At 74.7% G+C, this 25,413-nt stretch carries 21 protein-coding genes; 12 read left to right on the forward strand and 9 right to left on the reverse strand.

Annotated features, from left to right (window positions below):
- Window positions 1-7: 7 nt before the first annotated feature.
- Entirely contained in the window at window positions 8-979 is a 972-nt protein-coding gene (locus ACFF45_RS02850) for an aldose epimerase family protein (protein ID WP_381341392.1), read from the forward strand.
- Complete coding sequence (locus ACFF45_RS35720; RefSeq protein ID WP_512701180.1) at window positions 930-1,661, forward strand: PA0049 family protein; 732 nt, start codon at window positions 930-932, stop codon at window positions 1,659-1,661. The genes ACFF45_RS02850 and ACFF45_RS35720 overlap by 50 nt, the downstream gene beginning before the upstream one ends.
- Here the strand turns inward: ACFF45_RS35720 and ACFF45_RS02860 are convergent.
- Window positions 1,651-2,484, reverse strand: coding sequence for an EI24 domain-containing protein (locus tag ACFF45_RS02860; protein WP_381341396.1), 834 nt, complete (start codon window positions 2,482-2,484; stop codon window positions 1,651-1,653). The two genes, ACFF45_RS35720 and ACFF45_RS02860, sit on opposite strands and share 11 nt — an antisense overlap.
- 312 nt (window positions 2,485-2,796) lie before the next feature.
- Here ACFF45_RS02860 and ACFF45_RS02865 point away from each other — a divergent pair, with 312 nt between their 5' ends.
- Both ACFF45_RS02865 and ACFF45_RS02870 read left to right on the forward strand, forming a co-directional pair.
- On the forward strand, window positions 2,797-3,948 hold the full coding sequence (locus ACFF45_RS02865; RefSeq protein ID WP_381341399.1) for a serine hydrolase domain-containing protein: 1,152 nt from the start codon (window positions 2,797-2,799) through the stop codon (window positions 3,946-3,948).
- A gap of 265 nt (window positions 3,949-4,213) precedes the next feature.
- On the forward strand, window positions 4,214-5,359 hold the full coding sequence (locus ACFF45_RS02870) for an alpha/beta hydrolase family protein (RefSeq protein WP_381341402.1): 1,146 nt from the start codon (window positions 4,214-4,216) through the stop codon (window positions 5,357-5,359).
- 37 nt (window positions 5,360-5,396) lie between these two features.
- On the opposite strand, the gene ACFF45_RS02875 is transcribed toward ACFF45_RS02870, so the two are convergent.
- On the reverse strand, window positions 5,397-6,419 hold the full coding sequence (locus ACFF45_RS02875) for an NADP-dependent oxidoreductase (protein WP_381341404.1): 1,023 nt from the start codon (window positions 6,417-6,419) through the stop codon (window positions 5,397-5,399).
- A 130-nt stretch (window positions 6,420-6,549) separates the two neighbouring features.
- Here ACFF45_RS02875 and ACFF45_RS02880 point away from each other — a divergent pair, with 130 nt between their 5' ends.
- On the forward strand, window positions 6,550-6,990 hold the full coding sequence (locus tag ACFF45_RS02880; RefSeq protein ID WP_381341407.1) for a MarR family winged helix-turn-helix transcriptional regulator: 441 nt from the start codon (window positions 6,550-6,552) through the stop codon (window positions 6,988-6,990).
- A gap of 47 nt (window positions 6,991-7,037) precedes the next feature.
- Here the strand turns inward: ACFF45_RS02880 and ACFF45_RS02885 are convergent, their stop codons facing one another.
- From ACFF45_RS02885 to wecB, 4 genes are read right to left on the reverse strand one after another with little or no spacing between them, the layout of a single operon-like run.
- Entirely contained in the window at window positions 7,038-9,221 is a 2,184-nt protein-coding gene (locus ACFF45_RS02885; RefSeq protein ID WP_381341409.1) for a glycosyltransferase, read from the reverse strand.
- Window positions 9,218-11,020 carry a hypothetical protein gene (locus ACFF45_RS02890; protein ID WP_381341412.1) on the reverse strand — a complete coding sequence of 601 codons (1,803 nt, stop codon included), beginning with the start codon at window positions 11,018-11,020 and terminating at the stop codon, window positions 9,218-9,220. The genes ACFF45_RS02885 and ACFF45_RS02890 overlap by 4 nt, the downstream gene beginning before the upstream one ends.
- Window positions 11,020-11,649: a class I SAM-dependent methyltransferase gene (locus ACFF45_RS02895; protein ID WP_381341415.1), complete on the reverse strand. Its 630-nt coding sequence runs from the start codon at window positions 11,647-11,649 to the stop codon at window positions 11,020-11,022. Before ACFF45_RS02895 ends, ACFF45_RS02890 begins: the two co-directional genes overlap by 1 nt.
- Window positions 11,642-12,730, reverse strand: a complete 1,089-nt coding sequence (gene wecB, locus ACFF45_RS02900) for a non-hydrolyzing UDP-N-acetylglucosamine 2-epimerase (protein ID WP_381341418.1) — start codon at window positions 12,728-12,730, stop codon at window positions 11,642-11,644. Before wecB ends, ACFF45_RS02895 begins: the two co-directional genes overlap by 8 nt.
- 38 nt (window positions 12,731-12,768) lie before the next feature.
- Here wecB and ACFF45_RS02905 point away from each other — a divergent pair, with 38 nt between their 5' ends.
- From ACFF45_RS02905 to ACFF45_RS02920, 4 genes are all read left to right on the forward strand, one after another.
- A complete protein-coding gene (locus tag ACFF45_RS02905; protein ID WP_381341420.1) occupies window positions 12,769-14,220 on the forward strand; it encodes a glycosyltransferase family 4 protein in 1,452 nt (483 codons plus the stop codon).
- Window positions 14,221-14,264: 44 nt separating this feature from the next.
- Window positions 14,265-15,572, forward strand: a complete 1,308-nt coding sequence (locus ACFF45_RS02910) for a nucleotide sugar dehydrogenase (RefSeq protein ID WP_381341423.1) — start codon at window positions 14,265-14,267, stop codon at window positions 15,570-15,572.
- 32 nt (window positions 15,573-15,604) lie between these two features.
- Window positions 15,605-16,795 (forward strand): glycosyltransferase, encoded by a 1,191-nt coding sequence (locus ACFF45_RS02915; RefSeq protein ID WP_381341425.1) that lies wholly within the window; start codon window positions 15,605-15,607, stop codon window positions 16,793-16,795.
- Between the two features lie 86 nt (window positions 16,796-16,881).
- Entirely contained in the window at window positions 16,882-17,667 is a 786-nt protein-coding gene (locus ACFF45_RS02920) for a DUF4253 domain-containing protein (RefSeq protein WP_381341428.1), read from the forward strand.
- A 195-nt stretch (window positions 17,668-17,862) separates the two neighbouring features.
- On the opposite strand, the gene ACFF45_RS02925 is transcribed toward ACFF45_RS02920, so the two are convergent.
- The 3 genes from ACFF45_RS02925 to ACFF45_RS02935 all read right to left on the reverse strand — a co-directional run bounded on the left by ACFF45_RS02925 (window position 17,863) and on the right by ACFF45_RS02935 (window position 21,797).
- Window positions 17,863-18,603, reverse strand: a complete 741-nt coding sequence (locus ACFF45_RS02925) for a nuclear transport factor 2 family protein (protein WP_381341430.1) — start codon at window positions 18,601-18,603, stop codon at window positions 17,863-17,865.
- A 612-nt stretch (window positions 18,604-19,215) separates the two neighbouring features.
- A complete protein-coding gene (locus ACFF45_RS02930) occupies window positions 19,216-20,670 on the reverse strand; it encodes a glycoside hydrolase family 76 protein (protein ID WP_381341433.1) in 1,455 nt (484 codons plus the stop codon).
- A gap of 290 nt (window positions 20,671-20,960) precedes the next feature.
- The gene (locus ACFF45_RS02935; protein ID WP_381341435.1) at window positions 20,961-21,797 is read right to left on the reverse strand and encodes an SCO2400 family protein; all 837 of its coding nucleotides are present in this window, start codon (window positions 21,795-21,797) and stop codon (window positions 20,961-20,963) included.
- A 256-nt stretch (window positions 21,798-22,053) separates the two neighbouring features.
- On the opposite strand from ACFF45_RS02935, the gene ACFF45_RS02940 reads away from it, so the two are divergent.
- The 3 genes from ACFF45_RS02940 to ACFF45_RS02950 all read left to right on the forward strand — a co-directional run bounded on the left by ACFF45_RS02940 (window position 22,054) and on the right by ACFF45_RS02950 (window position 25,350).
- Window positions 22,054-23,220 carry a mandelate racemase/muconate lactonizing enzyme family protein gene (locus ACFF45_RS02940; protein ID WP_381341437.1) on the forward strand — a complete coding sequence of 389 codons (1,167 nt, stop codon included), beginning with the start codon at window positions 22,054-22,056 and terminating at the stop codon, window positions 23,218-23,220.
- Window positions 23,217-24,221, forward strand: a complete 1,005-nt coding sequence (locus ACFF45_RS02945; protein ID WP_381341440.1) for a zinc-dependent alcohol dehydrogenase — start codon at window positions 23,217-23,219, stop codon at window positions 24,219-24,221. Before ACFF45_RS02940 ends, ACFF45_RS02945 begins: the two co-directional genes overlap by 4 nt.
- A 160-nt stretch (window positions 24,222-24,381) precedes the next feature.
- Complete coding sequence (locus ACFF45_RS02950) at window positions 24,382-25,350, forward strand: hypothetical protein (protein WP_381341443.1); 969 nt, start codon at window positions 24,382-24,384, stop codon at window positions 25,348-25,350.
- Window positions 25,351-25,413 lie beyond the last annotated feature (63 nt).

Consider the following 25,413-nt stretch of genomic DNA (forward strand, 5'->3'; position numbering starts at 1 on the left):
TTCGCTCATGACTGAACACTTCGGCACACTTCCCGACGGCACGGCGGTACACCGATGGACCCTGGAGCGGGCGGGCGTGCGGGTGCGGGTGCTGTCCTACGGCGGGATCGTGCAGTCGGTTCAGGTGCCGGACCGGTACGGGCGGACCGCGGACGTGGTGCTCGGGTTCGGCGGGCTGGACGGCTATCTGGAGCACCCCGAGCCGTACCTGGGCGCCCTGGCCGGCCGGTACGCCAACCGGATCGCGGACGGCCGCTTCCCGCTCGACGGGCGGACGTACGCACTCGCCCGCAACGACGGGCCGAACTCGCTGCACGGCGGTGAGCGCGGCTTCGACAAGCGGGTGTGGGACGGGACGCCGGTCGCGCACGGCGTGCGGCTCAGCCGGGTCAGCCCGCACGGCGAGGAGGGCTTCCCGGGGCGGCTGGAGGTGTCGGCGACCTACCGGCTCGACGCGTCCGGCGCGCTGCGGATCGCGTACGAGGCGGTCACCGACGCGCCGACCGTGGTCAACCTGACCAACCACGCGTACTGGAACCTGAGCGGCTCGGGCGACGCGGGCGGGCACGAGCTGCGGATCGCCGCCGGGCGGTACACGCCGGTGGACGACGACCTGATCCCGACGGGCGTCGCCCCGGTCCAGGGCACCCGGTTCGACTTCCGGACGGCCCGCAAGGTCGGTTCCGGGTACGACCACAACTACGTGCTCGACAAGGGCGTGACCGCGGCGCCGGTCGAGGCGGTGGAGCTGTCCGACCCGGCGTCCGGGCGGGTGCTGACGGTGGCGACCACCGAGCCGGGGCTCCAGCTGTACACCGGCGACCACCTGGGCGGGCCGTTCGCGCCCGGGGAGGGCATCGCCCTGGAGACGCAGCACTTCCCCGACTCGCCGAACCGTCCCGGCTTCCCCAGCACGGTGCTGCGGCCGGGTGAGGTGTACCGGTCGGAGACGGTGTACGGGTTCTCGGTGCGGGGCTGACGGCGGCGCCGGCCCGGCACGCACGAGCCCCGGTCCGGCCGTCAGGTCCCGGACCGGGGCTGCTCGTGGGACGAATCGCCCTGGTTCAGACGGTAGTCGCCAGGGTGATCCCGCGGCCCGCGATCGAGCGGCGCGCCTGGATCTCGTACGAACCCTTCACCGACGCCCGCGAGTCGGTCGTCTCGGCCCCGCGCGCCGTGGCGCGGCCCCTCCCGTCACGGGATACCGCGGCCCACCGCGCCGGAAGGGCCCGAACCGCCGTGCCGCACCGCCGCGTTCGCCTCGCCTCGCTCGGACTCGCCCCGGGGCCGGGCTCGCCGCCCCCGCGCCGGCCGCCCCGGCGGTCACCACCGTCGAGGAGCAGCGGCTGGAACGGGCCGTGCCGCAGGAGATCCCGCGGCGGTCCGGACTCGCCGGTGCGGCCCCGGCGTTCGCCGCGGCGCTGGACGGGGCCCGCTCGCCCGCGCGGGCCCGCCGGACCGACGGGACCGCCTACCGGGCGACGCTGCCGCGGGACCGGCTGGGGCTGCGCGGCACGCTGCCGGGCGGGCATGTGCACACGCCCGCCCGGCGGTTCGGCGCGGGCGGCACCACCGAGGTCGCCGACCCCGGGTTCGTCCGCGACCGGCTGGAGGTCGTCGCGCGGGTACGGGCGATCGTGACCGCCGCCGTCACCGGGTGAACTCGCGGTCCCCGTCCCCGGCTCCCCCGGTGTCCCCGGTGTCCCCGGTGTCCCCGGCGGGACCGGTGCCCTCGGTGATCTCCTCGCCGCGCAGGTCGCGGGCGAGCAGCGTGGCGCCCGCGACCGCGCCCGGCATCAGCAGGACGGCGACGAAGGGGACGAGGAAGGCCAGGCCGAGGGGCGTGCCGAAGCCCCAGACCAGCGTCTTGCGGGAGCGCAGCAGGGCGAGCCGGTCACGGAGTTCGACACCGCGCCGCTGCAGGGCGACGGAGGTGAGCTCCTCGGTGAGGAAGAAGCCGGTGACGAAGAAGCCGAGCACGGGGACGACCGTCTGACCGGCCACCGGCACGAAGCCGAGGGCGAAGAGCAGCACGCCCCAGACGGCGGCGCGGACCAGGATCCGCAGGCTGTCGCGGGCGGAGATCCACAGCTCCCGGTGGAGCGGCAGGCCGGAGACGGGCGCGGTGCCGTCCGGGGCGACGTCGCGGTCGACCGACTCGGACAGGGCCTCGTAGAAGGGCTGGCCGACCAGCAGGGTGACCGCGGTGAAGGTGAGGACGGCGAGCAGCAGGGCGAGGGCGAAGAGGACGGCCGTGAGGAAGCCGCGGAACAGACCGCCCCAGGGGCTGGACCAGTCGTCGGCGAAGGGGGTCGCCCAGGCGACGGCGTCCTCGCCCCACAGCGCGAGCGCCACCAGGGCGCCGGCGTAGAGCACCAGGGTGATCAGGCCCGGGAGCAGCCCGAAGCCGTACTGCTTGCCGTGCCGGGCCACCCACCGCTGGCCCTTCAGGAGATAGCTGAAACCCGCCCCTAGATCGCGCATGGGGGCACTGTATCCGGGCGGGCCCGGCGGGCCCGCGTGCGCCATCCGGGGCAACGGCACGTATCGGCGACACCAAGTCCCCCTCGGGGCGGTTGAGTCGACCGGGTACACCCGCCGTACCCGCCTCAGGAACCCGGAGGAGGTGCGCGTGCGTTCCACGGGAACGGCCTCCGCGAGAACCGGAACCACTCTTCCGTGATCATCTCGGAGGGGTATTCGCTCAGGTCGGGCGGGCATGGTTCACCTTGGCGGCCAGGCAGACCACGGCACACACGCGAGCATGCGGACGGCCGAGGAGGTAGAGGAGATCGGATGACGCAGGAGATCCACGGCACCGTCGCCGACGGTTACGAGGAGGTGCGCGCGGAGTTCGCCGCGTTCGTGGCACGGGAGCGGGCGGACTACGAGGGGCAGCTGTGCGCCTACGTGCACGGGCGGCGGGTCGTCGACCTGTGGGCGGGCCCGGACGGCGTCTCGGCCGAGTCGCTGTACGGCGTCTTCTCGTCCACCAAGGGCGCCGCCCACCTCGTCGTCGCGCTCCTCGTCCAGGACGGCACGCTGGAACTGGACCGCAAGGTGACGTACTACTGGCCGGAGTTCGCCGCGGAGGGCAAGGGCGCGCTGACCCTGCGCGAGCTGCTCACGCACCGGGCGGGGCTGATCGGGCTCGACTCCGGGTTCACGCCGGAGGAGCTGGCGGACGACCGGGTCGTCTCGGAGCGGCTCGCGGACCAGCGGCCGTTCTGGCGGCCCGGCACGGCGTTCGGCTACCACGCGCTGGTGATCGGCGCGCTCGCCGGCGAGGTGGTCCGGCGGGCCACCGGCCGCACCCTCCAGGAGGTGTACGAGGAGCGGGTGCGCGCCCCGTACGCGCTGGACTTCCATCTCGGGCTGCCCGCGGCCGAGGAGGTCCGCTTCCGGTCCGTGCAGCCGATGCTGCCCACGCCCGAGCAGCGGGCCGTCCTGGACGCCCAGCCGGCCGGGCCGCACACGCTCACCTCGATCGCGTTCAACACGCACACCGGCGAGAGCGGTGAGCTGGTGGACCACGCCAACTCCCGGCTGGTGCGCGCCAAGGGCCCGGCGTCGGCGGGCGGCGTGGCCGCCGCGCGCGGACTGGCGGGGATGTACGCGGCGGCGATCAGCGCGGTGGCCGGGCGCCCGCCGCTGCTGAAGCCGGACACGGTCGCCGAGGTCGGCCAGATCCACTCCGTGGGATACGACCTGGTGGCCCGGTCCCACAAGGCGTACGGGCTCGGCTTCCAGGCGACGGCCGAGAACTGGTACCCGTTCCTGGGCGCGGGCGCCTTCGGGCACAGCGGGGCGGGCGGTGCGCAGGCCTTCGCCGATCCGCGCAGCGGGCTGGCGTACGGGTACACGCGGCGGCGCTGCGCGTTCCCGGGCGGGGCGGCGCCGGAGAACGAGCGGTTCGTGCGGGCGGTGCACCGGGCCGCCATGGCCTGACCACGGGTGAAGGCCGCACCCCACGTCCAGGGGTGCGGCCTTCGCCGTGCGCAACGAGTGCCGTCGCACGAGCGTCACGGTGATGTCGCCGCGGGTCGGACGGAAGGCACCGCACGACGGAGGGCCGAGGAAGGCCGGGCGGGGCTGTCCCGTCCCGTAGGTCCCAGGGGGTACGCCGGTGCCCGGTCTCCCTCCCGGGAGTGAGGGACGGGGTCACCGCGCAGGAGGACGCACCCGGTGATCTCCGCGGCCTAGCCTCGGCGGCATGCATCGACTGACCCGCGGCACCGCCGCCGCGTTACTCGGCCTGTCCCTCGCGCTGCTCGGCTCGGGGGCGACGCACGCCGCGCCCGCACCGGCCGGCGCGGCGGAGCACGTACGCCTCGAACTCCCGCAGCCCACCGGCCCGATGGCCGTGGGACGCGACACCCTGCACCTGGTGGACCCGTCCCGGCCCGACCCCTGGACGCCGCAGGCGGGGGCGCGGGAGCTGATGGTGTCGCTGTACTACCCGGCCCGTGCCGGGCACGGGCGGACCGCGCCGTACATGACCACCGGGGAGGCGCAGGCCTTCCTGACCGACCGGGGGCTGGCCGAGGCGGTGTCCGCCCGGACCCTGGCCGGCACCCGCACCCACGCGCGCACCGGGGCACCGCCCGTGCGCGGCACGTTCCCGCTGGTCGTGCTCTCCCCCGGGTTCACCGTCAACCGCTCGACCCTCACGCTGCTGGCCGAGGAACTGGCGAGCCGGGGCTACGTGGTGGCGTCCGTCGACCACGCCTACGAGTCGGTGGGCACGGCGTTCCCCGGCGGGCGGCTGCTCACCTGCGCGGCCTGCGAGCAGGCCCCCGTCACCGGGTACGCGCACGTGGCCCGGGGCCGCGCCCGGGACGTGTCCTTCCTGCTCGACCGGCTGACCGACGCCCGCGACCCGGCCTGGCGCCACGCCGGCCTGATCGACCCGGCGCGGATCGGCATGGCCGGCCACTCCATCGGCGGGGCGAGCGCCGTGCCCGCCATGGCGGGCGACCGCCGGATACGGGCGGGCGCCGACCTGGACGGCGGCCTCTTCGGGCTGGTGCCGGACGGCGGTCTCGACGGCCGGCCGTTCCTGCTGGTCGGTGCCGACGGGGAGGACCAGAGCTCCTGGGTCGAGGGCTGGCCGCGCCTGGACGGCTGGAAGCGCTGGCTGAAGGTGGCCGGCTCGGGGCACTTCACCTTCACCGACGTACCCGTGCTCGGCGACCAGCTGGGGCTCCTGCCGCCGGAGGAGCCCCTGTCGGGCGAGCGGTCGCAGCAGATCACGCGCGCCTACCTGGGGGCTTTCCTCGACCTCCATCTGAAGGGCACCGCGCAGCCCCTGCTGGACGGCCCGTCACCGGAGCACCCGGAGGTCGCCTTCCGCGGCTGACCGCCGGGCCGCCGGGCTCCGCGCCCCCGCTCCGGGCTCAGAGCTTGACGATCATCTTTCCGGTGTTGTCGCCGCGCAGGACGCCGAGGAAGGCCTCCAGGTGGTTGTCGATGCCCTCGACGACGGTCTCGCGGTACTTGAGGGCGCCCGAGGCCACCCAGGGGCCGACCTCGGCCACGAACTGCGGCTGGAGGTCGTAGTGGTCGCCGACCAGGAAGCCCTCGATGCGGCCGCGGGTCTGGATGAGACGGGCGAGGTTGCGCGGCCCGGGGGCGGGCTCGGTGTCGTTGTAGACGGAGATCATGCCGCAGACCGCGACGCGCCCGTCGCGGTTGAGGGAGCCGATGGCCGCCTCCAGGTGGTCGCCGCCCACGTTGTCGAAGTACACGTCGATCCCGTCCGGAGCGGCGGCGCGCAACTGCTCGCCCACCGGCCCGTCCTTGTAGTTGAAGGCGGCGTCGAATTTGTACTCCTCGACGAGCAGCTTCACCTTCTCGGCGGACCCGGCCGAGCCGACGACCCGGGAGGCGCCCTTGAGCCTGGCGATCTGCCCCACCTGGCTGCCGACGGCGCCGGCGGCCCCGGAGACGAACACCGCGTCGCCCGCCTTGAGGGCGGCGGTGCGCAGCAGACCGGCGTACGCGGTGAGCCCGGTCATGCCGAGCACGCCGAGGTACGCGGACAGGGGCGCGGCCCGCGGGTCGACCTTGACGGCGTGCGCCGCGTCGACGGCGGCGTACTCGCGCCAGCCGAAGAAGTGCAGGACGTGGTCGCCGACGGCGATGCCCTCGGCGCGCGAGGCGACGACCTCGCCGACCGCGCCGCCCTGCATGACCTTGCCCAGCTCGAAGGGGGCGACGTAGGACTTGGCGGCGCTCATGCGGCCGCGCATGTACGGGTCGACGGAGGCGTACAGGTTGCGCACCAGCACCTGGCCCTCGCCCGGCGTGGGCAGCGGGGCCTCGACCAGGGCGAAGTTCCCGGGCTCCGGCCGGCCGACCGGGCGGCTGAGCAGGTGCCACTCGCGGTGGACGGCGGGGAGGGCGGGGGTGTCGGTCATGGGGGGAGCGCCTTTCCTCACTGCGGGGCGGACACGGGCCGGGCCGCCGGCGCCGACATTATTTCAGCACCTGAAACAACGATGCGCTTGAACATTTCACGCTGTCAAGTAACCGGGTACCCTGAGAACCATGGCCGCACCGCACCCCGCCCGCCCCGACGCGCTGACCCTGGAGGTCGTGGACCTGATCGCCTCGGTCGTGGCCCGCTACCACGAGGAGTACGAGGAGGCCGCCGCCGAGCACGCGCTGACCGGTGCCCAGGCGAAGCTGCTCGGCCTGCTCTGCCTGGAGCCGCTGCCCATGCGCAAGCTGGCCCACCGGCTCAAGTGCGAGCCGTCCAACGTCACGGGCATCGTCGACCGCCTGGAGGCGCGCGGCCTGGCCGAACGGCGGCCGGACCCGGCCGACCGCCGGGTGAAGCTGGCGGCGGCGACGGACGAGGGCCGCCGGGTGGCCCGCAGCCTGCGCGAGTCCCTGCGCTTCGCCCGGGAGCCGCTGGCGGGGCTGAGCGAGCAGGAGCGGCTGACGCTGCGGGACCTGTTGCAGCGGATGGTCGGCGGCACGGACTGACACCGGCCCCGGCCGGCCGTCGCGGGCGCCGGCGTACGGGCCGGGCGTCAGTCGCGGACCAGCAGCTCCGTCCAGTCCTGGGCCACCCGGTGCAGGGAGAACCGTTCCCGCACCTGGGCGCGGGCCAGTTGCCCGGCGTCCCGCCAGCCCTCCTCGTCGAGCTCGGCGAGGGCCTGCGCCATCGTGGCCGGGTCCTGGTGGATCCACCGCCGGTCGTAGATCTCGTCCGCCCCGGTCCACGGCAGCAGCGCGGGGACGGCGGCGGACGCCATGCCCTCGGCGGGGGCGAGGTGGAAGCTCTCGTCGTCGCTGGTGGACAGCACGTTCCCGACCCGCCGCAGCCAGCTCGCCACGTCCGCCCCGAAGTCGTCGAAGACGACCGCGCCGTCGAGCAGCGGCGAGGTCTGCACCCGGCGCAGGACGGCGTCGTACTGCGCGCGCTCCTCGGGCTTGTTCCAGATCCACCAGTACTCCCAGGGCGGCTTGGACTTCACCGACAGGTGCCAGCGGCGGTCCCGGGCGCGCAGCGCCTCCAGCACGTCGAGGCCCAGGTCCAGGCGTTTGCGGCTGGGCGCGATGCCGATCATGCCGAGCCGGAAGCGGGCGCCGGGTGCCTTGGGGCGGTCGAGCTGGTCGGTGTCCACCCAGTTGGGGATGACGGTGACCTTGGACTCCGGCCAGCCGGTGACCGCCAGGGTGCGGCGGGCGTAGTAGGCGCTGACGCAGATCACCCGGTCGACGGCGTCGATGTCGACCTGCGCGGGCCACTCGGCGTCCAGTTCGAAGCGGTGCAGCCGGACGATCAGCCGGCTGCCCTGCCGTTTGTGCCGGCTGTACCAGACGGCGGCCGGGCCGCACCACTCGACGACCACGACGTCGGCCCAGTCGGCGAGTGCGCGTCCGGCGGCCGGGTCGTGGCGGGCGAGCGCCGGCCAGGCGTCGACGCGCACCTCGATACCGGGCACGGTACGGAAGTGGTCCAGCAGCCGGGTGAGGAACTTCAGGTCGTGCCCCGCGACACCGAGCCGCAGGGGCCGCGGCCGGGCGGCCACGGCGGCCGGGGCCGCGGGGAAGACCTGGCCGAGCTGGGCGCGCCAGCGGTCGGCGGCCGCGTCGAGGGTGTACCGGGCGGCGGCGGCGCGGCAGCGGTCTGCGGCCAGGCGCCGGGCCCCTGGCTCGCGCACGGCCCGCACGACCGCCTCGGCGGCGTCGTCCAGTGCGGCGCGCCCGGACACGTACAGCGGGTAGTCCGGGCCGAGCAGCGCCTCGTGGGCGGGGGTGCGGTTGAGCACGACGGGCAGCCCGAGCGCGCCGAACTCCAGCACCTTGGTGGACAGTTCGAGGCTGGCGTCGAGGGCGGGCCCGCGCCAGCCGAGGCCGAGGTCGCAGTCGGCGGCGATGCGCATGGCCTCCTCGCGCGGCTGCCCTCCGTGGTGCTCGACACCCGGGGTGGCGTCCAGCGCCCGGGCCATGGCGGTCCGGAAGTCCGGGCGGGAGGGGTCGTCGTGGATCTTGTCGCCGACGGTGTGCAGCTCCGCCCGGACGCCCCGTTCGGCGAGCAGGGCCGGCAGGCGGGTCATGGGCAGGGTGTTCCACAGCGGCGCGAACTTGCCGGTGTAGACGAGCCGGAAGGGCTCGTGGGGGCGCTCGTGTGCGGGCACCGGGAAGTCCGGCTCGGGGACGGCGGGCGGGCTGAGCACGCACTTGCCGCAGGCCTGGGGCACCCAGGACTCCAGCAGGCAGCGCAGTTCCTCGGTCTGGCACAGCAGGCGCTGGGAGGCCTCGGCGATCCGGACGAGTTCCGCGCGGGCCCCCTCGGTCATCTCGGCGGCCGACTGCGGGATGTCGGTGAGGTAGGCCCAGATCCGGCCCGCGAAGCGGCCGTCGGCCACCACCCGCCCGACCAGCCGGCGGCCGCGCAGCACGAGCAGGTCGCACGGCTCGTCCTCGTCGAGCCGGGCCAGCACCTGGGAGGCCTGCACCGGCGACAGCGGCCGGTCGGCCTGTCCGGGCAGCAGCCGGTCCTCGGCGGGGCGGACCACCGTGACACCGGGCAGCCCGGTCAGCGGGTCGATCAGCCGCCCGGTCCGCACGGGCGCCTTCAGCACGAGCCGGGTCCGGCAGCCCGCCCGCGACAGTGCCTGCACCGTCGACTGGGCCCAGACGGCGGAGCCGTCGATCAGATTGAGGTCGACGTCACCGTAGACGAGCGCGTTCGGTGTCCGGCTCATGTCGGCTCCTTCCCGCACCAGGCGAACAGGCGGTGTCCCCGGCGCGCCCAGGTCTCGGGCGGCGCGCCGGACATCAGCAGCGAACGGCGCACCAGCAGCGGGCGCAGTTCGGGGACGAAGGTGTAGTCGTCGGCGGCGGGCGTGCTGCCCACCGCGTCGGCGCCGGAGTACTCCTGCGCGCACATCAGGTCCAGCAGCAGGGTGTCCGGCCGGTCCTCGGCGAGGTCGGTCCAGTCGGCGACCCAGGGCGCGAGCGGTTCGCCGGTGCGTACGGCCACCCCGGCGGCGGTGAGTTCGTCGAGTCCGGCGGGGTCGGGCACGACGACCTCGGCGGGCCGGTGCTTCTGGCACAGCACCTGGGCGGCGAGCCGGGCGACGTCGGCCCGGTCCCGCGGGTCGGCCAGCACCGCGACGCGGCGCTGCTCCAGCGGGTCGGGGCCGCCGATCCGGCGGGCCAGCTGCGACAGGCGCACCCGGGTGCTGTCCGCCCGGAACACCTCGCGCAGCCGCTGCCGGCCGACCGCCGCCGGGTCCAGGCCGGCCAGCCGGACCCCGGGGTCCGCGTCCAGGACGGCGTCCCAGGGCAGCCGGGTCAGGCCGGGGGCCGCCGAGGCCGGGCCGTCCCGCCACAGCACGCAGGAACGGCCCGCCGCCCGGGTCTCGGTGAGCACCTCGGCCAGCCTCCGGTCGAGGTCGGGGGCGAGTCCGGTGCCGGTGTGCGCCCAGGGGCCCTCGCCCGTGCAGGCGCTCAGCTGGACGACCAGGGCGTCCGGGTCGGTGCGCCGCACCACCAGCCGTCCGTCGTGCGGCAGCACCCGGTTGACCACGGCGTCGGCCGCGAGGTCGGCGGCGGTGGCCCCGGTGAGCACCCCGGCGATCACCAGCCGGTCGCGGGGTGCCGAGGCGAAGGCGCGGTGGGCGAGGTGCAGCCGCCCGTCGGGCACCGCCTCCCGCACGGCCGCGCGCGGTGCCGCCGTGGCGGACACGGCCCGCGGCCTGGTCCGCCGGCGCCACAGCCCGTACAGCTCCCGCGGCAGCCGTGCCGCCTCGTGCCGGGGCGAGCGCGCCGCCGACACCAGGGCGCGGCCCACCCGCAGCGAGGTCGAGCCCTCCAGCATGGCCACCCGGGCCTGCATCAGGCCGAGCCGCTCCCGGGCCCCGTTCAGCGCGGCCGCCAGGTGCTCCTTCTCCCGCACGGCGGCGGCCAGGCGCTCGGCGAGGCCGTCCTCGGGGACGGGCCCCCGGGCGCGTTCCGCCTCCTCGGCCTCGCGTTCCAGGTCCAGCAGCCGGGCGCGCAAAGTGCGGGAGACCAGGTCGCCGAAGACGTACTCGTCGGCCATCCGCAGCGCGGTGGCGAAGCCCTCCGCGGGGACGGGCCGGCCGAACCAGTCGTGCGGCGGCAGGAGTTCGTCGGTGCGCGCGAACACCGCGCCCGCGTGCAGGTGCGCGTAGTCGAGCGGTGCGGCGCGCAGTACCTGGCAGCGGTGGGCCACCAGGGCGTCGAGGACGGGGTGGTAGGGCAGTTCGGGCCCGCGGTGGCCGAACAGGACCAGGCCGCGGCCGCCGGGGCGCATGCGCCGCAGGACGGCGAGGCAGTCGGTCTCGGTGCCGTGCAGCGCCGGGTCGGGCCCGTAGGACACGATCACCAGCTCGCCGGCGCCGACGTCCCGTTCGCCGTGGTGCAGGGCGACGTCGCCGGGCAGGTGCAGGTAGGGCTCCAGGTCGAGCCCGCCGTCGGTGGCGTCCACCACGGTGGTGACGCCGTCCAGGTGGGGGTGGAGCAGATCGGTCAGGCGCATCAGCGGGTCCTCGTGAAGACGTGGAAGCCGACCTCGTTCTCGCGGAAGCCGTAGGGGGTGAACAGCGTGTGCCGCAGGCCGAGGGGTGCGAGCAGCCCGGTGTACTCGGCGGCCGGGCGGTGCAGGATGTGCTCGCCGCGCGGCCGGCGGGTCCCGGGGTCCTCGTCGGTGAGGATCAGCCGTCCGGTGAGCCGCACCAGCGAGGCGAGGTTGCGCAGGCCGGCCGCCCACTCCGCGTCGTCGAGCAGGTGGAAGAGCACGTCGACGCAGAGCACGACGTCGTACGGCCAGGGGCTGCGCCACTCGTCGAGGGAGGCGACGGCCCAGCGCGGGCCGCCGCCCCGGGCGCGGGCGTGGGCGACGGCCTCCTCGCTCACGTCGAAGGCGTCGACGCGGTGGCCGCAGCGGGCCAGCGCGCGGGCGAAGTGCCCCTTGCCGCAGCCCGCGTCGAGCACGAACAGCGGGGCCGCCCCGTCGGACACGTCGCCGATCAGCGGGAGCAGGGCGCCGAGCCGCACCGCGTAGAAGATCTCGTTGCCCGCGCGGTCCAGGCCGGTGTGGCCGCCGGAGGCGAGGTCGTCGTGCACGCGGTGGCGGGTGTCCCAGTGGACGCGGGTGGCCTCAGACACGGTGGTCCAGCCAGCGGGTGACCTCGGCGGCGATCCGGGCGCCGGCCCGCCCGTCCCACAGCGGTGGGCCCTCGTCGGGCGCCGGCTGCCCGCCGTCCAGCACCTTGCGCAGCGCGGGGACCAGTTCGGCGTGGCCGACCAGCCGGTTGGTGCCGTGGCTGACGGTGACCGGGCGCTCGGTCGTGGTGCGCAGGGTCAGGCACGGCACGCCCAGGACGGTGGTCTCCTCCTGGACCCCGCCCGAGTCGGTGACGACGGCGGCCGCGCCGCGCACCAGGCTCATGAACTCGACGTAGCCCAGCGGGTCCAGGACGTGGACGCCGGGTGCGCCGTCCAGGCCGGCGGCGCCGAGCGCGGCCCGGCCGCGCGGGTGCAGGGGCACGGCGAGGTCGACGAGCCGGGCCGCCTCGGAGAGGACGCGGGCGGCCGCCCTCGCCGCCTCGGGGTCGTCGACGTTGGCGGGGCGGTGCAGGGTGACCACGGCGTAGCGCCCGGGCAGCCCGTGGGCGGACCGGGCGGCGGCCGGGTCGAAGCGGTCCAGGTGGGTGAGCAGGGTGTCGATCATGGGGTTGCCGACGAGATGGATCCGGCCCGGTGCGACGCCCTCCCGGGCGAGGTGGCCCACCGCCTCCGGGCTGGTGGCGAAGAGCAGCTCGGCCAGCTGGTCGACCAGCCGCCGGTTGACCTCCTCCGGCATCGCCGTGTCGAAGCTGCGCAGGCCCGCCTCCACGTGGGCCACCGGCAGGCCCAGCTTGGCGGCGGCCAGGGCGGCCGCCAGCGTGGAGTTGACGTCCCCGTAGACCATCACGAGGGCGGGGTCCCGCGCGGTCAGTTCGCCCTCCAGGGCGACCAGCAGGCCGGCCGTCTGCCGGGCGTGGCTGCCGGAGCCGACGCCGAGATCGGTGTCCGGCTCGGGCAGCCCGAGCTGCCGGAAGAAGATGTCCGACATCCGTTCGTCGTAGTGCTGACCGGTGTGCACCAGCACCTGGTCGCAGCCCGCCGTGCGCAGTGCGGCGACGACCGGGGCGGCCTTGACGAAGTTCGGTCGGGTGCCGACGACGTGAAGTATGCGGCCGTTCATGTCGTACTTTCTCCGCTCTCGCCGCCTAACGTGACGGCATGTCGCGTCATATCCTCCGTGCGCTCAGTCTGGCCGCATCCGTGGCGTGGGGCGAGCTGCGCCAAGACCCCCTCAGGGCCGCCCTGCTGGGGGTGCGGCTGCTGCCGGCGCCCGTGCGGCACCGGGCCCGGCCGCTGGAACGGCGGCTCGCCGGCCGGGCCCGCACGGCCGGTCCGGCCGCTGCTCCATCCGGGGTACGGGTGCCCCCGCCGCCCGCCCGGACGGTCCGGCCGGTGCCGGGCCGGGTGCTGCACCTGGTCACCAACGGGCTGCCGTTCAAGCACGCCGGCTACACCGTGCGCACCCAGCAGATCGCCCAGGCGCAGCGCGCCGCCGGGCTCGATCCGCACGTCGTGACCCGGATCGGCTTCCCGGTGGCGCAGGGGGTGCTCGACGCCCGGCCCGTGCAGACGGTGGGCGGGGTGCCGCAGCACCGGCTGCTGCCGCCGTGGCTGCCGTACGGGCAGGCGGCGGGGCTGGCCCGCAACGCCGAGCTGGCCGGCCGGCTGGTGGAGCGGCTGCGGCCCGCCGTGCTGCACCCGGCCACCGACCACGGCAACGGGCGGGTGGCGCTGGCCCTGCGCGCGGCCTACGGGCTGCCGGTGGTCTACGAGGTGCGCGGCTTCCTGGAGGACACCTGGCTGACCCAGGCGCCGGGACGGACCCCCGCCGACCCGGCCTACCGGGCCCGCCGCGAGCTGGAGACGCACTGCATGCGCGAGGCGGACCTGGTGCTGACGCTGGGCGCGGCGATGAAGGCGGAGATCGTGGCGCGGGGCGTGCCCGAGGAGCGGGTGCGGCTCGTGCCGAACGCGGTGGACGAGGGGTTCCTGGCCCCGCTGCCGGACGGGGCGCCGCTGCGGGCCCGGCTGGGCATCGCGCCGGACGACTTCGTGGTCGGCACGGTCAGCAGCCTTACGCCACACGAGGGAATCGGCACGTTGCTCCATGCGGGTGCCGAGCTGAGGCGCCGCGGGGTGCCGTTGCGGCTGCTGGTCGTGGGCGACGGACCGGAGCGCGCGGCGCTGCTGCGGCTGGCCGGCCGGCTGGGCCTGGACGACGGGACCGCGGTGTTCACCGGCCGGGTGCCGCACGCCCAAGTCCGGCTCTATCACGCGGTGTTGGACATGTTCGCGGTGCCGCGCACCGACGCGCGGGTGTGCCGGCTGGTGACGCCGCTGAAGCCGGTCGAGGCGATGGCGAGCGGGCTGCCGGTGGTGGCCAGTGACGTACCCGCGCTGCGGGAGCTCGTCCAGCCGGGGGCGACCGGGCACCTCGTCCCCCCGCAATCCCCACAAGCTTGGGCAGATGCGATCGAACTCCTGCTTTACAGTCGAAACGGCCGAGCCGAATGGGGAGCTGCCGCCCGCGAGTCCGTCGCACGCGACCGCACCTGGACGTGCGTCGCCGAGACCACCCGCGAGGCGTACCGCACCCTCGGCTGCGCTTGAGAGGCGGACCGGCAGGTCCCGCGACAAGGCAGGGGTGAAGCCCTATGCAGGTCCAGCAGACCGAATCGCCCGGGGAACCGGACATAGCCCCCACCGCCGAACTGGCGGTGGTCGGGCTGGGATACGTCGGACTGCCGCTCGCCCGGGAGGCGGCGGCCGTCGGCCTGAAAGTCGTGGGCCTGGACCGCGACCCGCGGGTCGTCGCCGGGCTCAACGCCGGACGCTCCCACGTGGACGACGTCTCCGACGAGGACGTCCGCCGGATGCTGGCGGCGGGCTTCCTGGCGTACACCGACGACGACTGCCTGGCCCGCGCGCAGACCGTGGTGATCTGCGTGCCGACCCCGCTCAACGGGGACGGCGGGCCCGATCTGAGCGCGGTCACCGCCGCCGTCGAGGCGTTGGCGGGCCGGCTGCGGCGCGGCCGGCTCGTCGTGCTGGAGTCCACCACCTATCCGGGCACCACCGAGGAGGTCGTCCGGCCGCTGCTGGAGCGGGGGTCGGGGCTGCGGGCCGGGGAGGACTTCGCCCTCGCCTTCTCGCCGGAGCGCATCGACCCGGGCAACACCGGGCACGGACTGCGCGACACCCCCAAGGTGGTCGGCGGCTGCACCCCCTCCTGCGCCGCCCGGGCGGTCGCCTTCTACGGCAAGCTGGTCGACACGGTCGTGCAGGCGAGGGGCACCCGCGAGGCCGAGATGGCCAAGCTGCTGGAGAACACCTACCGGCACGTCAACATCGCCCTCGTCAACGAACTCGCCGTCATCAGCCACGAGCTGGGCGTCGACCTGTGGGACGCGATCCGCTGCGCGAGCACCAAGCCGTTCGGCTTCCAGGCCTTCCGGCCGGGCGCCGGGGTGGGCGGGCACTGCATCCCCATCGACCCGAACTACCTGTCGTACAAGGTGCGCTCGTCGCTCGGCTACGAGTTCCGGTTCGTGGAGCTGGCCCAGGAGATCAACCGGCGGATGCCCGAGTACGTCGTGCGGCGCGCCCAGGACCTGCTCAACACCGCCGGCCGGCCGCTGCACGGCTCCCGGGTGCTGCTGCTCGGGGTCACCTACAAGCCCGACGTCGCCGACCAGCGGGAGAGCCCGGCCGTGCCGGTGGCCCGGCTGCTGCGGCAGCGGCAGGCCGAGGTCTCCTTCCACGACCCGCACGTCACCGACTGGCGCGTCGACGGCGTGCCGGTCCCCCGCGTCGACGACCCGGCGGCCGCCGCGTCCGGGCACGACCTGACGATCCTGCTCCAGGACCACTCCTCCTACGACCTGCCCGCCCTGGCCGACGCGGCCCGCCTGCTGTTCGACACCCGGGGGCGGATCTTCCGGCCCGGGGTCGAGGTGCTGTAGCGGGCCGGGCGGAGCCGAAAGGTGCTGCTCTGATGCGGATACTCGTGGTCACCGTCGTCCACCATCCCGAGGACGCGCGGATCCTGCACCGGGAGATCGCCGCGCTGACCGAGCGCGGCCACCGGGTGGTGTACGCCGCTCCGTTCGGGGCGCGCGGGGTGGTGCCGCGCCCGGGTGTCGAGGGCGTGGACCTGCCCCGGGCCGCCGGCCGCGACCGCGCGGCGGCGCTGCGCGCGGCGCGCGCCCTGCTCGCCGGGCGCGGGCCGGAGGCGGACGTGGTGCTGCTGCACGACCCGGAGCTGCTGCTCGCCCTGCCCGGCACCCTGCGCCGGTGGCGGCGGTCCGGGCGGGCGCCGGTGACCGTGTGGGACGTGCACGAGGACACGGCGGCGGCGCTGACGATGAAGCGCTGGCTGCCGGCGGCGCTGCGGCCACCGCTGCGGGTGGCGGTACGGGCGGCGGAACGCCTGGCGGAGCGGCACGTACGGCTGCTGCTCGCCGAGGAGGCCTACCAGGACCGGTTCCGCCGTGCGCATCCCGTCGTGCCGAACCTGCCCACCGTGCCGGCCGCGCCGCCCGCGCCGCCCGGCACCGACCGGGTCGTCTACCTGGGGCACCTGTCGCGGGCGCGGGGCGCGCTGGACCTGGTGGAGACGGCGCGGCTGCTGGCGCCGGAGGTGCGGGTGGAGGTGATCGGCCCGGCCGACGCGGACGTGCGGGACGCCCTCGCCGAGGCCGGCCGCGCGGGCGTCCTGGACTGGCACGGCTACCTGCCCAACGACCTCGCCCTGGCCCGGCTCTCCGGTGCCCTGGCCGGCCTCTCCCTGCTGCACGACCAGCCCAACTACCGTCACTCGCGGCCCACCAAGGTCGTCGAGTACATGGCCCACGGCGTGCCCGTGGTCACCACGCCGAACCCGCTGGCGGCCGGCCTGGTGCGGCGGCACCGCTGCGGCCTGGTCGTCCCCTACGGGGACCCGGCGGCGGCCGCGCGGGCGGTACGGCGGCTGCGCACCGAGCCGCGGCTGCGCCTGGACGCGGCCGCGTGCGGCCGGGCGGCGGCGCTGGCCGAACTCGACTGGGCCGAGCGGTCGGCCGGATTCGCGGACCTGCTGGAGGGCTGGGCGAAGGGGACCGCGTCCGGCGGCCGCGCACCCGGGCCGGAACCGGCCTTCCGGATCAGGCCGGCCGCGGGGAACGGTGCGTCCACCCCCTCCCCCTAGGGCAATTCGTTTGGATCACTGCTGGCGGGGAGTCTTTGTGCCTTGCGGGTAGCCGCGCTGTCAGCACCACGGTCTACGGTGCGACCATGTCGTTTGTCCTGCCCGATGGTCTGCCTCCCGGCCGGTTCCTGTCTTCCGGCCCCACACGCGTGTGGGTCTCTGACGAATTTCCTCAAGACGTCGATCAGCTGTGGCCTCGCCTGTTGAGCGAGCAGAAAGCCCGTGGCCTGGTTCCGCTCCTGTGCTGGCCCGATGCCCTGGGAAGGCCGCTCGGCCTGGACCACGTCGATGCCGTCCGCCTGGAGGAGGTGCTGGCCACGGACTTCGCCGAGTACCGGCGCAGGAGGCTGCCCTTCTGGATGGACCCGACACCGGCCCCAGCGCCTGAGGGAGTCGAACCATGGCCACACGACCCCGGGCCGCCCTTCGAGCAGTGGCCCGGCCTGGCACCGCAGATGCCGGCTGCGTCCGCAGACCTGAAGCCCGAGGAAGCGGCGGCAAGCCTGCTGTCTTGGTTCATCGAGACGGGGCAGTTCGGGCTGGACGAGTGTCGGCTCGTTCTTGTCCCTGCCCATCGCAGCAGCGACGCCCTGGCGTCGATCGGCTGGTCCGCGGAGGCACCGCTGCCTCTGCTGTGTGCACTCCTGCGGAGCTGGGAGGACCGCTTCGGCGCCCGGGTCATGGCGGTGTTCGGCAGCGAGCTGCACGTATCAGTCGCGAGGCCACCCGTCGAAGCAGAGCACGCGAACCTGCTCGCTTTGGAACACGTGCTCTCGACCGCCAACAACATCGTCGACGACCCGCCCACACCGTTTCCCGAGTATGCGATGGACCTCATGGGACGGACTTCCTGGTCGTTCTGGTGGGACTAGGCACGACGGCCGTGCTGCCTGCGTCGTTGGTTCGGGAAAGGGCCTAGGCGCCGACCGGGACGGACCGGCGCCGCGGGCCCGGCGTGATCGGCGAGACGTCCCTGGGGGTGTCCGCCGACCGGGCCGGGCCCGTTGCGCACCGGGCGGGCCGTCGGGCCGAGGCGCGTGCCCTCGACGCTTTGGCGTCGGTGACGCTCAGCGGCCCCGGGCGAGCCAGGCGCTGTTGGCGTCGTACAGCTCCGCGATCGTCTCGGGCCGGTCGACCCCGGGCAGGTCGTCGCGGACGGCGGCGGCGCCCCGCGTCTCCTCCACCCAGTAGGACAGTGCCGAGTAGGACGACCGGTAGCGGGCCAGCCGGTCCGGGTCGAGAGCGACGGTGTCGTCCGGGTTCTCCGGCGTCAGGTAGTCGAACTGGTACACGCACTTCAGTTCGCTGATGCGCCAGTCCCGCCCGCGCTTCTCCAGTCGCTCCACGATCCGGCTGTAGGCGGTGAGGAACAGGCCCACACCACCCACGCTGAGACGTCCGGCGATGACCACCCCGGTGTCCGCGGTGGCACGGTCGCCGTTGACCTGGATCAGCACGGGACTGAGGACGTGACAGCTGCGTCCGCCGGCCTCGAAGCTCTGCCGGGAGAGGCGGACGAACTCGGGCCCGTCGGCCCGGATCCAGGAGATGTCGACCAGCGAGTCGGGGTGGAACTGCTCGGCCATGACGTCCCAGCGCGCCATGTCGCGCGCCCACCGTTCGGTAAGCACGACGGTCTCGATCTCCTTCTGGACGGCCAGGTCCCTCGCGCCGGACGCCGAGCCGGGGGAGGGCGCCGCGGCGGAGGCGGGGGAGGCCATCAGCCCCGCACCCGCCAGTCCGGCACCCCCGGCGAGAACTGCTCGGCGCAGGAGGGCGGGAGCGTGCTTGTCGTGAGCGTGCGACATGGTCGTCTCCTACGGGTGATCGTCTGCCGGACGGCGTCGGCAGGGTGGGGCGGCCCGCGGTGCGCAACCCGCTCCGCGGACTCGTACGGCGACCCGTTCGGGCCGTGCGGCAACAGATTTCACGATTGCCACCCCGGAGCATTGGGCCGGGAGCCCGGGCCGGACGGACGGCGCTGGGCTCCGGGCCCAAAACGCCGTCGGACCGGTCCGGCAACCCAAACGAGGGTTGCGGCATTGCGCTCCCGGACACAGGACAGCCGCGCGCATCCGGCGTGGAATGCCGGACGGCGGCACCTCCCCCCGGTGAGATGCCGCCGTGCCCCGCCCCCGCCGGTTCCGCCGGTGCGGGTCTTCCGCCTGGTCCCGGCCGCCGGCGCGGATCTTCCGCCCGATCCCGGCCGCCGGCGCGGGTCTTCCGCCCGGTCCCGGCCGCCGGTGCGGATCTTCCGCCCGGTCCCGGCCGCCGGCGCGGATCTTCCGCCCGATCCCGGCCGCCGGCGCGGGTCTTCCGCCCGGTCCCGGCCGCCGGTGCGGATCTTCCGCCCGGTCCCGGCCGCCGGTGCGGATCTTCCGCCCGGTCCCGGTGGCCGTCTCAGCCGCCGTAGTCGGCGCTCAGCCGCCGTGGTCGGCGTTGAGGAGGTCGAGGACGCTCTGCTGGCAGCCGTAGTCGGGCGTGCCACTGCCCCCGGCCCAGTGCGGTCCGTACTGGTCGAGTGCGTTGCGGTTGCGGCTGTATGCGCTGTCGGCCCAACGCTTGATCGTCGCGGCGTAGGGACGGTCCGGCAACTGGCGGTTGAGTTCGCCCAGTCCCCGCACGTAGGCGCCCTTGAACGACGAGCCGTCACCGGTGCAGCTGTCGCTCTCGCGCGGTTCCCGGAGCACGCCGTCGCTCTGGAGGTTGACGGTGGAGGCGTCGGCCAGCGTGCGTGCGGTCGAGAGCAGGGCGGAGTCGCCGGTCGCCCGGTACAGCTCGGTCAGCCCGGCCAGGACGACTCCCTGGTTGTAGGTCCAGGTCGGCTGGCCGTTGTTGGCGCAGGCGTCGTCGAGGCCGTCGTTGATCATCCGGTCGGCGTTGATCATGCCGCTGCCGCGGAACCAGGTCCACACCCGCCTCGCCCGGTCCAGGTAGGTGGTGTCGCCGGGGAGGCGGTTGTGCAGCGCCGCGTTCAGCTGGAGGAAGAGTTCGTTGGTGATGGCGTTCTTGTAGTTCCCGTTGGTGCTCCACCGGACGCCCCCGCCGCAGGTGCTGTTCCAGTTCGCGTTCATGTGGTCCGCGTCGACCCTCGCGGTGTCGAGGTAGCGGCGGTCGCCGGTCAGGTCGTAGGCCTTGATCCAGGCCAGGCCCCACCATCCGGTGTCGTCCAGGTAATCGTTGCGGAACTGGCCCTGCTGTGCGCCGAGGTGCCTGTCGTAGGTCTCGGCGATCGCGTAGGCGTAGCTGCCCATCCCGCTGACCCGGATGTTGTCGATGACCGCGGTGAGCGCGTTGGCGCCGGTCCACCAGCCGTTGCCGCCGAAGAGCCTGCTGTCGCGGTCGAAGGACATCATGAGCGCGGTGGCGGCCGCGGTGCTCCTGCTGCCCGCGTTCCAGGTGGTCCGGGCCCAGGGCGTGCACGCGATGGCGCCGCCCGCCGGCTGTCCGCAGGCCCTGAGCGCACCGACCTCCCGCGTGTTCCAGTCGTCGACGTTGTACATCTGGGTCCGCCAGCCCCGGTTCCCGGCCGGCACCGTGGTGTCGCCCAGGCGGCTGCCCGAGGCCCAGGTCCGGCCGCCGTCCATGGACCGGTCCAGCCACACCCGGTCACCCGGACCGCCGTTGTCGATGGACGCCCAGCCCATCGCGTCGGCGTCGTCGAAGTGCAGGGCGATGGTCCGGGAGGCGGTGCCGGCGGTCACGGCCACGCGGTCCTGAGGGCTCAGTGACGGGTCCCTCGCATCGCAGTACCTGTTGCACACGGCCGCGGGTGCCGCCGAGGCGGTGGCCGGCGTCCCGCCGACGACAAGGCCCGCGGATAACGTTGTCAGCGCCGCGAGAAGGGTGGTTGACGCAGAGCCTGCTGGCTTCATGGGGGAGACTCCTGAACTTCCGGACCGTGGGGGGCGTTCCAGGGTGTGCGGGAGGTGCTCTCGGCAGTCGGCCGGGGACCCGAGGCCGAGACCGGGGCCCGGGTCACGTGACGACGGGGGCCGGCCTCCTCTTTTGGCATACGCCCGCCGGAGCCGCTTGTACAGGCGCGGGACACAGCGCGTTCCCGCACGCCCGTGCCCTCCTCACCGCTGGGCGAAGCCGGCGCCCCGCCGCCGGGTTCCGGCGGGCGGCCGCCGGCCGGCCACCGGTCCGCGGGGCGGGACGCCTCCTAGGTGCACCACCACAGGAACCGGTCGCAGGTCTTGGTGGGGGACGGCTCCGGGGCCGGTTCCGCGGTCGTCGGGTCCGCCGTCGGCGTCGGTGTCGGCACCGGTGCGGGCGGGGCCGCCGGGTCGGTGGGCGACGGGCCGTCCGACGGGGACGCCGCGTCCGTCCCGGCCGGGCTCGCCGACTCCTCGCCGTCCGGCTCGTCCTCGTCCGAGGCGGACGCCGACGGGGAGGGCGAGTCCGAGGCGCCCGGGGAGGCCGTGCCCTTCCCCGGGGCGGCGTCCGGGGCGGCGCCGGTCAGCGGGTCGGCCGTCTCGTCCGACTCGGCCTCGGCCCCGCCGTCGGCCGAGGGGTCGCCGGCCGCCGGCGGCCGCGGCGCCGATCCGGTCGCGTCCAGGCCCAGTTCGGCCAGGCTCAGGGCGCCGGCGGCCAGCACGAACCCGGCCGCGACGAGCAGGGTGCGGCGCCGGCGGCGGCGGTGGGCCGCGGCCTTGCGGTCGCGACGGCTCACCTCGGGCCGGTGGCGCCGGGACCCGCGCCCGGGGCGGTCGCCGTCGCGCTCGCCGGGGTCCTCGTCGGGGTCCTCGTCGGGCTCGTGGGCGGCGGCGTGGAACTCGCCGGGCCCCGCCGGCCGGACCACCGTGACGACGTCCGTGCGCACGTCGGCCCGCATGTCGGCCTGCACGCCGGTCCGCATGTCGGCCTGCACGTCCGTCCGTACGACGGCGGGCACGACGGTCTCCTCCGCGTACGCGTGGAACTGTTCGGCCGGCGTGCCGCAGCCCGGGCAGGTGACGGCGCCGTTCAGGTGCCGTCGGCACGGGAGGCAGTAGTCCATGACGCGGGAAGGCTAAGTTTTCGATCGGTAACGTTCATAGGCGACGCCGTGAATGTTCTGTGCGGAACAACTTCTTCCGGCGTGGCGCCACACGGGCAAGCCGCGCGCATTACCCCGAAACCGGTCGCGAGCGTCTCGGAACCGTTGCCCGCCGGACCCGTTGACACCCCGCCGCCGCCTCCTTACTGTCACGCCAGCATTTCGAACGTATGACGAAATATCGAACAGGGCCGAACGTTCACGAGAGGCAACTGCCGTGCGCATCACCGGAATCAGCACGCACGTGGTCGGGACGCCGTGGCGCAACCTGACCTACGTCCAGGTGCACACCGACGAGGGCGTCACCGGCGTCGGGGAGACCCGGATGCTGGGCCACACCGACGCGCTGCTCGGCTACCTGAAGGAGGCCGAGGCCAACCACGTTCTCGGCTCCGACCCGTTCGCGGTGGAAGACCTGGTCCGCCGCATGAAGTACGGCGACTACGGGCGGGCCGGCGAGATCGTGATGTCCGGCATCGCCGTGATCGAGACGGCCTGCTGGGACATCAAGGGCAAGGCCCTGGGCGTGCCGGTGTGGCAGCTGCTGGGCGGCAGGGTCACCGACAGGGTCAAGGCGTACGCCAACGGCTGGTACACCACGGAGCGCACGCCCGAGGCGTACCACGAGGCCGCCCGGGAGGTCATGGCGCGCGGCTACCGGGCGCTGAAGATCGACCCCTTCGGCACCGGCCACTTCGAGCTGGACCACCAACGGACCCGCTACGCCGTCTCCCTCGTCGAGGCGGTCCGGGACGCGATCGGCCCCGAGGCCGAGCTGATGCTGGAGATGCACGGCCGCTTCTCCCCCGCCACCGCGGTCCGGCTCGCCCGCGAGCTGGCGCCCTTCGAGCCGGCCTGGCTGGAGGAGCCCGTCCCGCCGGAGAACCTCAAGGCCCTGGAGAAGGTCGCCGCCAAGGTCGACATGCCGGTCGCCACCGGTGAGCGGATCCACGACCGGACCGAGTTCCGCGAGCTGTTCGAGAGCCAGGCCGTCGACATCGTCCAGCCGGACGTCGGCCACGTCGGCGGCATCTGGGAGACCCGCAAGCTCGCCGCCACCGCCGAGACCCACTACATGCTGGTCGCGCCGCACAACGTCGGCGGGCCGGTGCTCACCGCCGCGTCCCTCCAGGTCGGCTTCACCTCCCCCAACTTCAAGATCCTTGAGCACTTCAACGACTTCGCCGACGCGGAGATCAAGAAGGTCGTCAAGGGCGCGCCCCAGGTGAACCCGGAGGACGGCTGCTTCCACCTCTCCGACGCGCCCGGCCTCGGCGTCGAGCTGGACACCGACGCGGCCGCCGAGTTCCCGCAGCAGCAGGCGCGCTTCGACCTGTGGGCCGAGGGCTGGGAGCGGCGCAGGCCCGAGGGCGCGCAGCGGTGAGCACCGCCGTCGTCGTCGAGGCGCCCGGCGAGCACCGGCTCGTCGCGCACACCCCCCGGCCGCCCGGCCCCGGGGAGGCGCAGATCCGGGTGCACGCCGTCGGCATCTGCGGCAGCGACCGCGAGGTCTACCAGGGCAACCGGCCCGAGGGGTACGTCCGTTACCCGCTCGTCCCGGGCCACGAGTGGTCCGGGACGGTCACCGGGACCGGTCCGGGTGTCCCCGGGGCGCTGGTCGGCCGCAAGGTCGTCGGGGAGGGCTTCCGCAACTGCCAGGTGTGCGACCGCTGCCACGCCGGCGAGACCACCCTGTGCACGCACGGGTACGAGGAGACCGGCTTCACCCAGCCGGGCGCCATGGCGGCCACCCTCACCCTCCCGGCCCGGCTGCTGCACGTCCTCCCGGACGACGCCGACCTGACCGCCGCCGCCCTGCTGGAACCGGCGGCCTGCGTCGCCGCGGCGGCCCTGAAGGCCCGCGCCCTGCCGGGTGAGCGGGTCGCCGTCGTCGGCACCGGCACGCTCGGCATGTTCGCCGTGCAGTTCCTGCGGGCCGCCTCCCCGGCCGAGCTGCTGGTCGTCGGCGCCCGCCCGGACCGCGCCGCCATGGCGCGGGAGTTCGGCGCCACCGACTTCCGCACCAAGGACCAGCCGCTGCCCGGCGACGTCGACGTGGTGATCGAGACGGCCGGGTCCGCCGACGCCGCCCGGGGCGCCGCCGCGCTGCTGCGGCGCGGCGGCCGGCTGGTGCTGACGGGCATCCCGGCCCCGGGCGCCGAGGGCCTGGACCCCACGGATCTGGTGGTGCGGCAGCTGGAGGTGCACACCGTCTTCGGGGCACCGCCGGACGCCTGGGCGCACGCGGTGCGGGTGTTCGGCGCCGGGCTGCTGGATCCGGTGCCGCTGGTCACCCACCAGCTGCCGCTGACCGAGTTCTCGCGGGCCATCGAGTTGGTGGGGGCCGGCGACCCGGGCGTCGGCAAGGTACTGCTCCGCCCCTAGTGCCGCGGCGGGCGACGTTCGCCCGGGTGAACGCCGCCCGCCGCGGCACTAGGGCCTGCCTGTGCGGAGGCGGCCTGGCGGCCGCCGACCGACGCACCCCTGCCTTCGCATCCGCACTGCCGCGGACCTCGTCCGACATATCGAACACGAAGGACAGCTCGTGACCGACACTTCCACCCCGGCGGCCCGCCGACCCGGTGAGCAGGCGCTGGCCGCGCTCGGCCTGGGCGCGCCCGCCCTCGACCCCGCCGACGCCTCACCGCACACCTTCCCCGGCGGTGGCCGCTGGCGTACCGAGATCCCCTCGTGCGAGGGTCCCGAGGCGCTGGCGGTCGTCCTGGCGGAGTCCGCGCGCCTGGACGTGCCGGTCCACCGGATCAGCCAGGGCAGCGGGGTGTGGATGCTGACCGACGCCGAGATCACCGAGATGGTCGAGGCGACCGCCGTCCGCGGCATCGAGCTCTGCCTGTTCACCGGCCCGCGCGGCACCTGGGACATCGGCGGGTCGACCCGCAGCGACTCCCGGGGCGCCGGGCCGCGGGCCCGCGGCCACGACGCCGTCGCGGGGTGCGTCGAGGACGCCGTGCGCGCGACCGGGCTGGGCGTGAAGTGCCTGCTCGTCGCGGACGAGGGCGTGCTGTGGACGCTGCACCGGGCGCGCGCCCGGGGCATCCTCCCGGCCGACACCACACTGAAGGTCTCGGCGCTCATCGGGCCGGTCAACCCGGCGAGCTTCGCGGTGTACGAGCGGCTCGGCGCCGACTCCGTCAACGTGCCCAGCGACCTGACGCTGGACCACCTCACCGACATCCGCCGGGTCTCCGGCGCCCCCATGGACATGTACATCGAGGCCCCCGACGACCTGGGCGGTTATGTGCGGATGTACGAGGTCGCCGAGCTGATCCGGCGCGGCGCCCCGCTCTATCTGAAGTTCGGGCTGTCCAAGGCGCCCGGGATCTACCCCTACGGGCACCACCTGCGGGAACTGACCCTGGCCACCGCCAAGGAGCGGGTGCGGCGCGGACGGCTCGCCCTCGACCTGCTGGCCCGGCACGGAGCGGACGGTGACATGGCGCCGCTCGGCTCCCGGCTGCCCGGCGAACTGAGCAGATTCGCGCTCTCGTCATAACGTTCCGGAAAACCGGCTTCACAGAAGGCGACACAGTCGCGCACAATCCCACACACCTTCACT

The organism is Streptomyces cinereospinus, from assembly GCF_042430725.1.
Lineage (GTDB): Bacteria > Actinomycetota > Actinomycetes > Streptomycetales > Streptomycetaceae > Streptomyces > Streptomyces cinereospinus.

What these genes read in the sequence shown, in the direction of transcription:
- ACFF45_RS02920 (WP_381341428.1), top strand. Translation starts at nt 16,882, where the DNA reads ATGTCGTTTGTCCTGCCCGATGGTCTGCCTCCCGGCCGGTTCCTGTCT.
- ACFF45_RS02880 (WP_381341407.1), top strand. Translation starts at nt 6,550, where the DNA reads ATGGCCGCACCGCACCCCGCCCGCCCCGACGCGCTGACCCTGGAGGTC.
- wecB (WP_381341418.1), bottom strand. Translation starts at nt 12,730, where the DNA reads ATGAACGGCCGCATACTTCACGTCGTCGGCACCCGACCGAACTTCGTC.
- ACFF45_RS02885 (WP_381341409.1), bottom strand. Translation starts at nt 9,221, where the DNA reads ATGAGCCGGACACCGAACGCGCTCGTCTACGGTGACGTCGACCTCAAT.
- ACFF45_RS02875 (WP_381341404.1), bottom strand. Translation starts at nt 6,419, where the DNA reads ATGACCGACACCCCCGCCCTCCCCGCCGTCCACCGCGAGTGGCACCTG.
- ACFF45_RS02930 (WP_381341433.1), bottom strand. Translation starts at nt 20,670, where the DNA reads ATGAAGCCAGCAGGCTCTGCGTCAACCACCCTTCTCGCGGCGCTGACA.
- ACFF45_RS02865 (WP_381341399.1), top strand. Translation starts at nt 2,797, where the DNA reads ATGACGCAGGAGATCCACGGCACCGTCGCCGACGGTTACGAGGAGGTG.
- ACFF45_RS02905 (WP_381341420.1), top strand. Translation starts at nt 12,769, where the DNA reads ATGTCGCGTCATATCCTCCGTGCGCTCAGTCTGGCCGCATCCGTGGCG.
- ACFF45_RS02890 (WP_381341412.1), bottom strand. Translation starts at nt 11,020, where the DNA reads ATGCGCCTGACCGATCTGCTCCACCCCCACCTGGACGGCGTCACCACC.
- ACFF45_RS02870 (WP_381341402.1), top strand. Translation starts at nt 4,214, where the DNA reads ATGCATCGACTGACCCGCGGCACCGCCGCCGCGTTACTCGGCCTGTCC.
- ACFF45_RS02860 (WP_381341396.1), bottom strand. Translation starts at nt 2,484, where the DNA reads ATGCGCGATCTAGGGGCGGGTTTCAGCTATCTCCTGAAGGGCCAGCGG.
- ACFF45_RS02915 (WP_381341425.1), top strand. Translation starts at nt 15,605, where the DNA reads ATGCGGATACTCGTGGTCACCGTCGTCCACCATCCCGAGGACGCGCGG.
- ACFF45_RS02910 (WP_381341423.1), top strand. Translation starts at nt 14,265, where the DNA reads ATGCAGGTCCAGCAGACCGAATCGCCCGGGGAACCGGACATAGCCCCC.
- ACFF45_RS02925 (WP_381341430.1), bottom strand. Translation starts at nt 18,603, where the DNA reads ATGTCGCACGCTCACGACAAGCACGCTCCCGCCCTCCTGCGCCGAGCA.
- ACFF45_RS02850 (WP_381341392.1), top strand. Translation starts at nt 8, where the DNA reads ATGACTGAACACTTCGGCACACTTCCCGACGGCACGGCGGTACACCGA.
- ACFF45_RS02935 (WP_381341435.1), bottom strand. Translation starts at nt 21,797, where the DNA reads ATGGACTACTGCCTCCCGTGCCGACGGCACCTGAACGGCGCCGTCACC.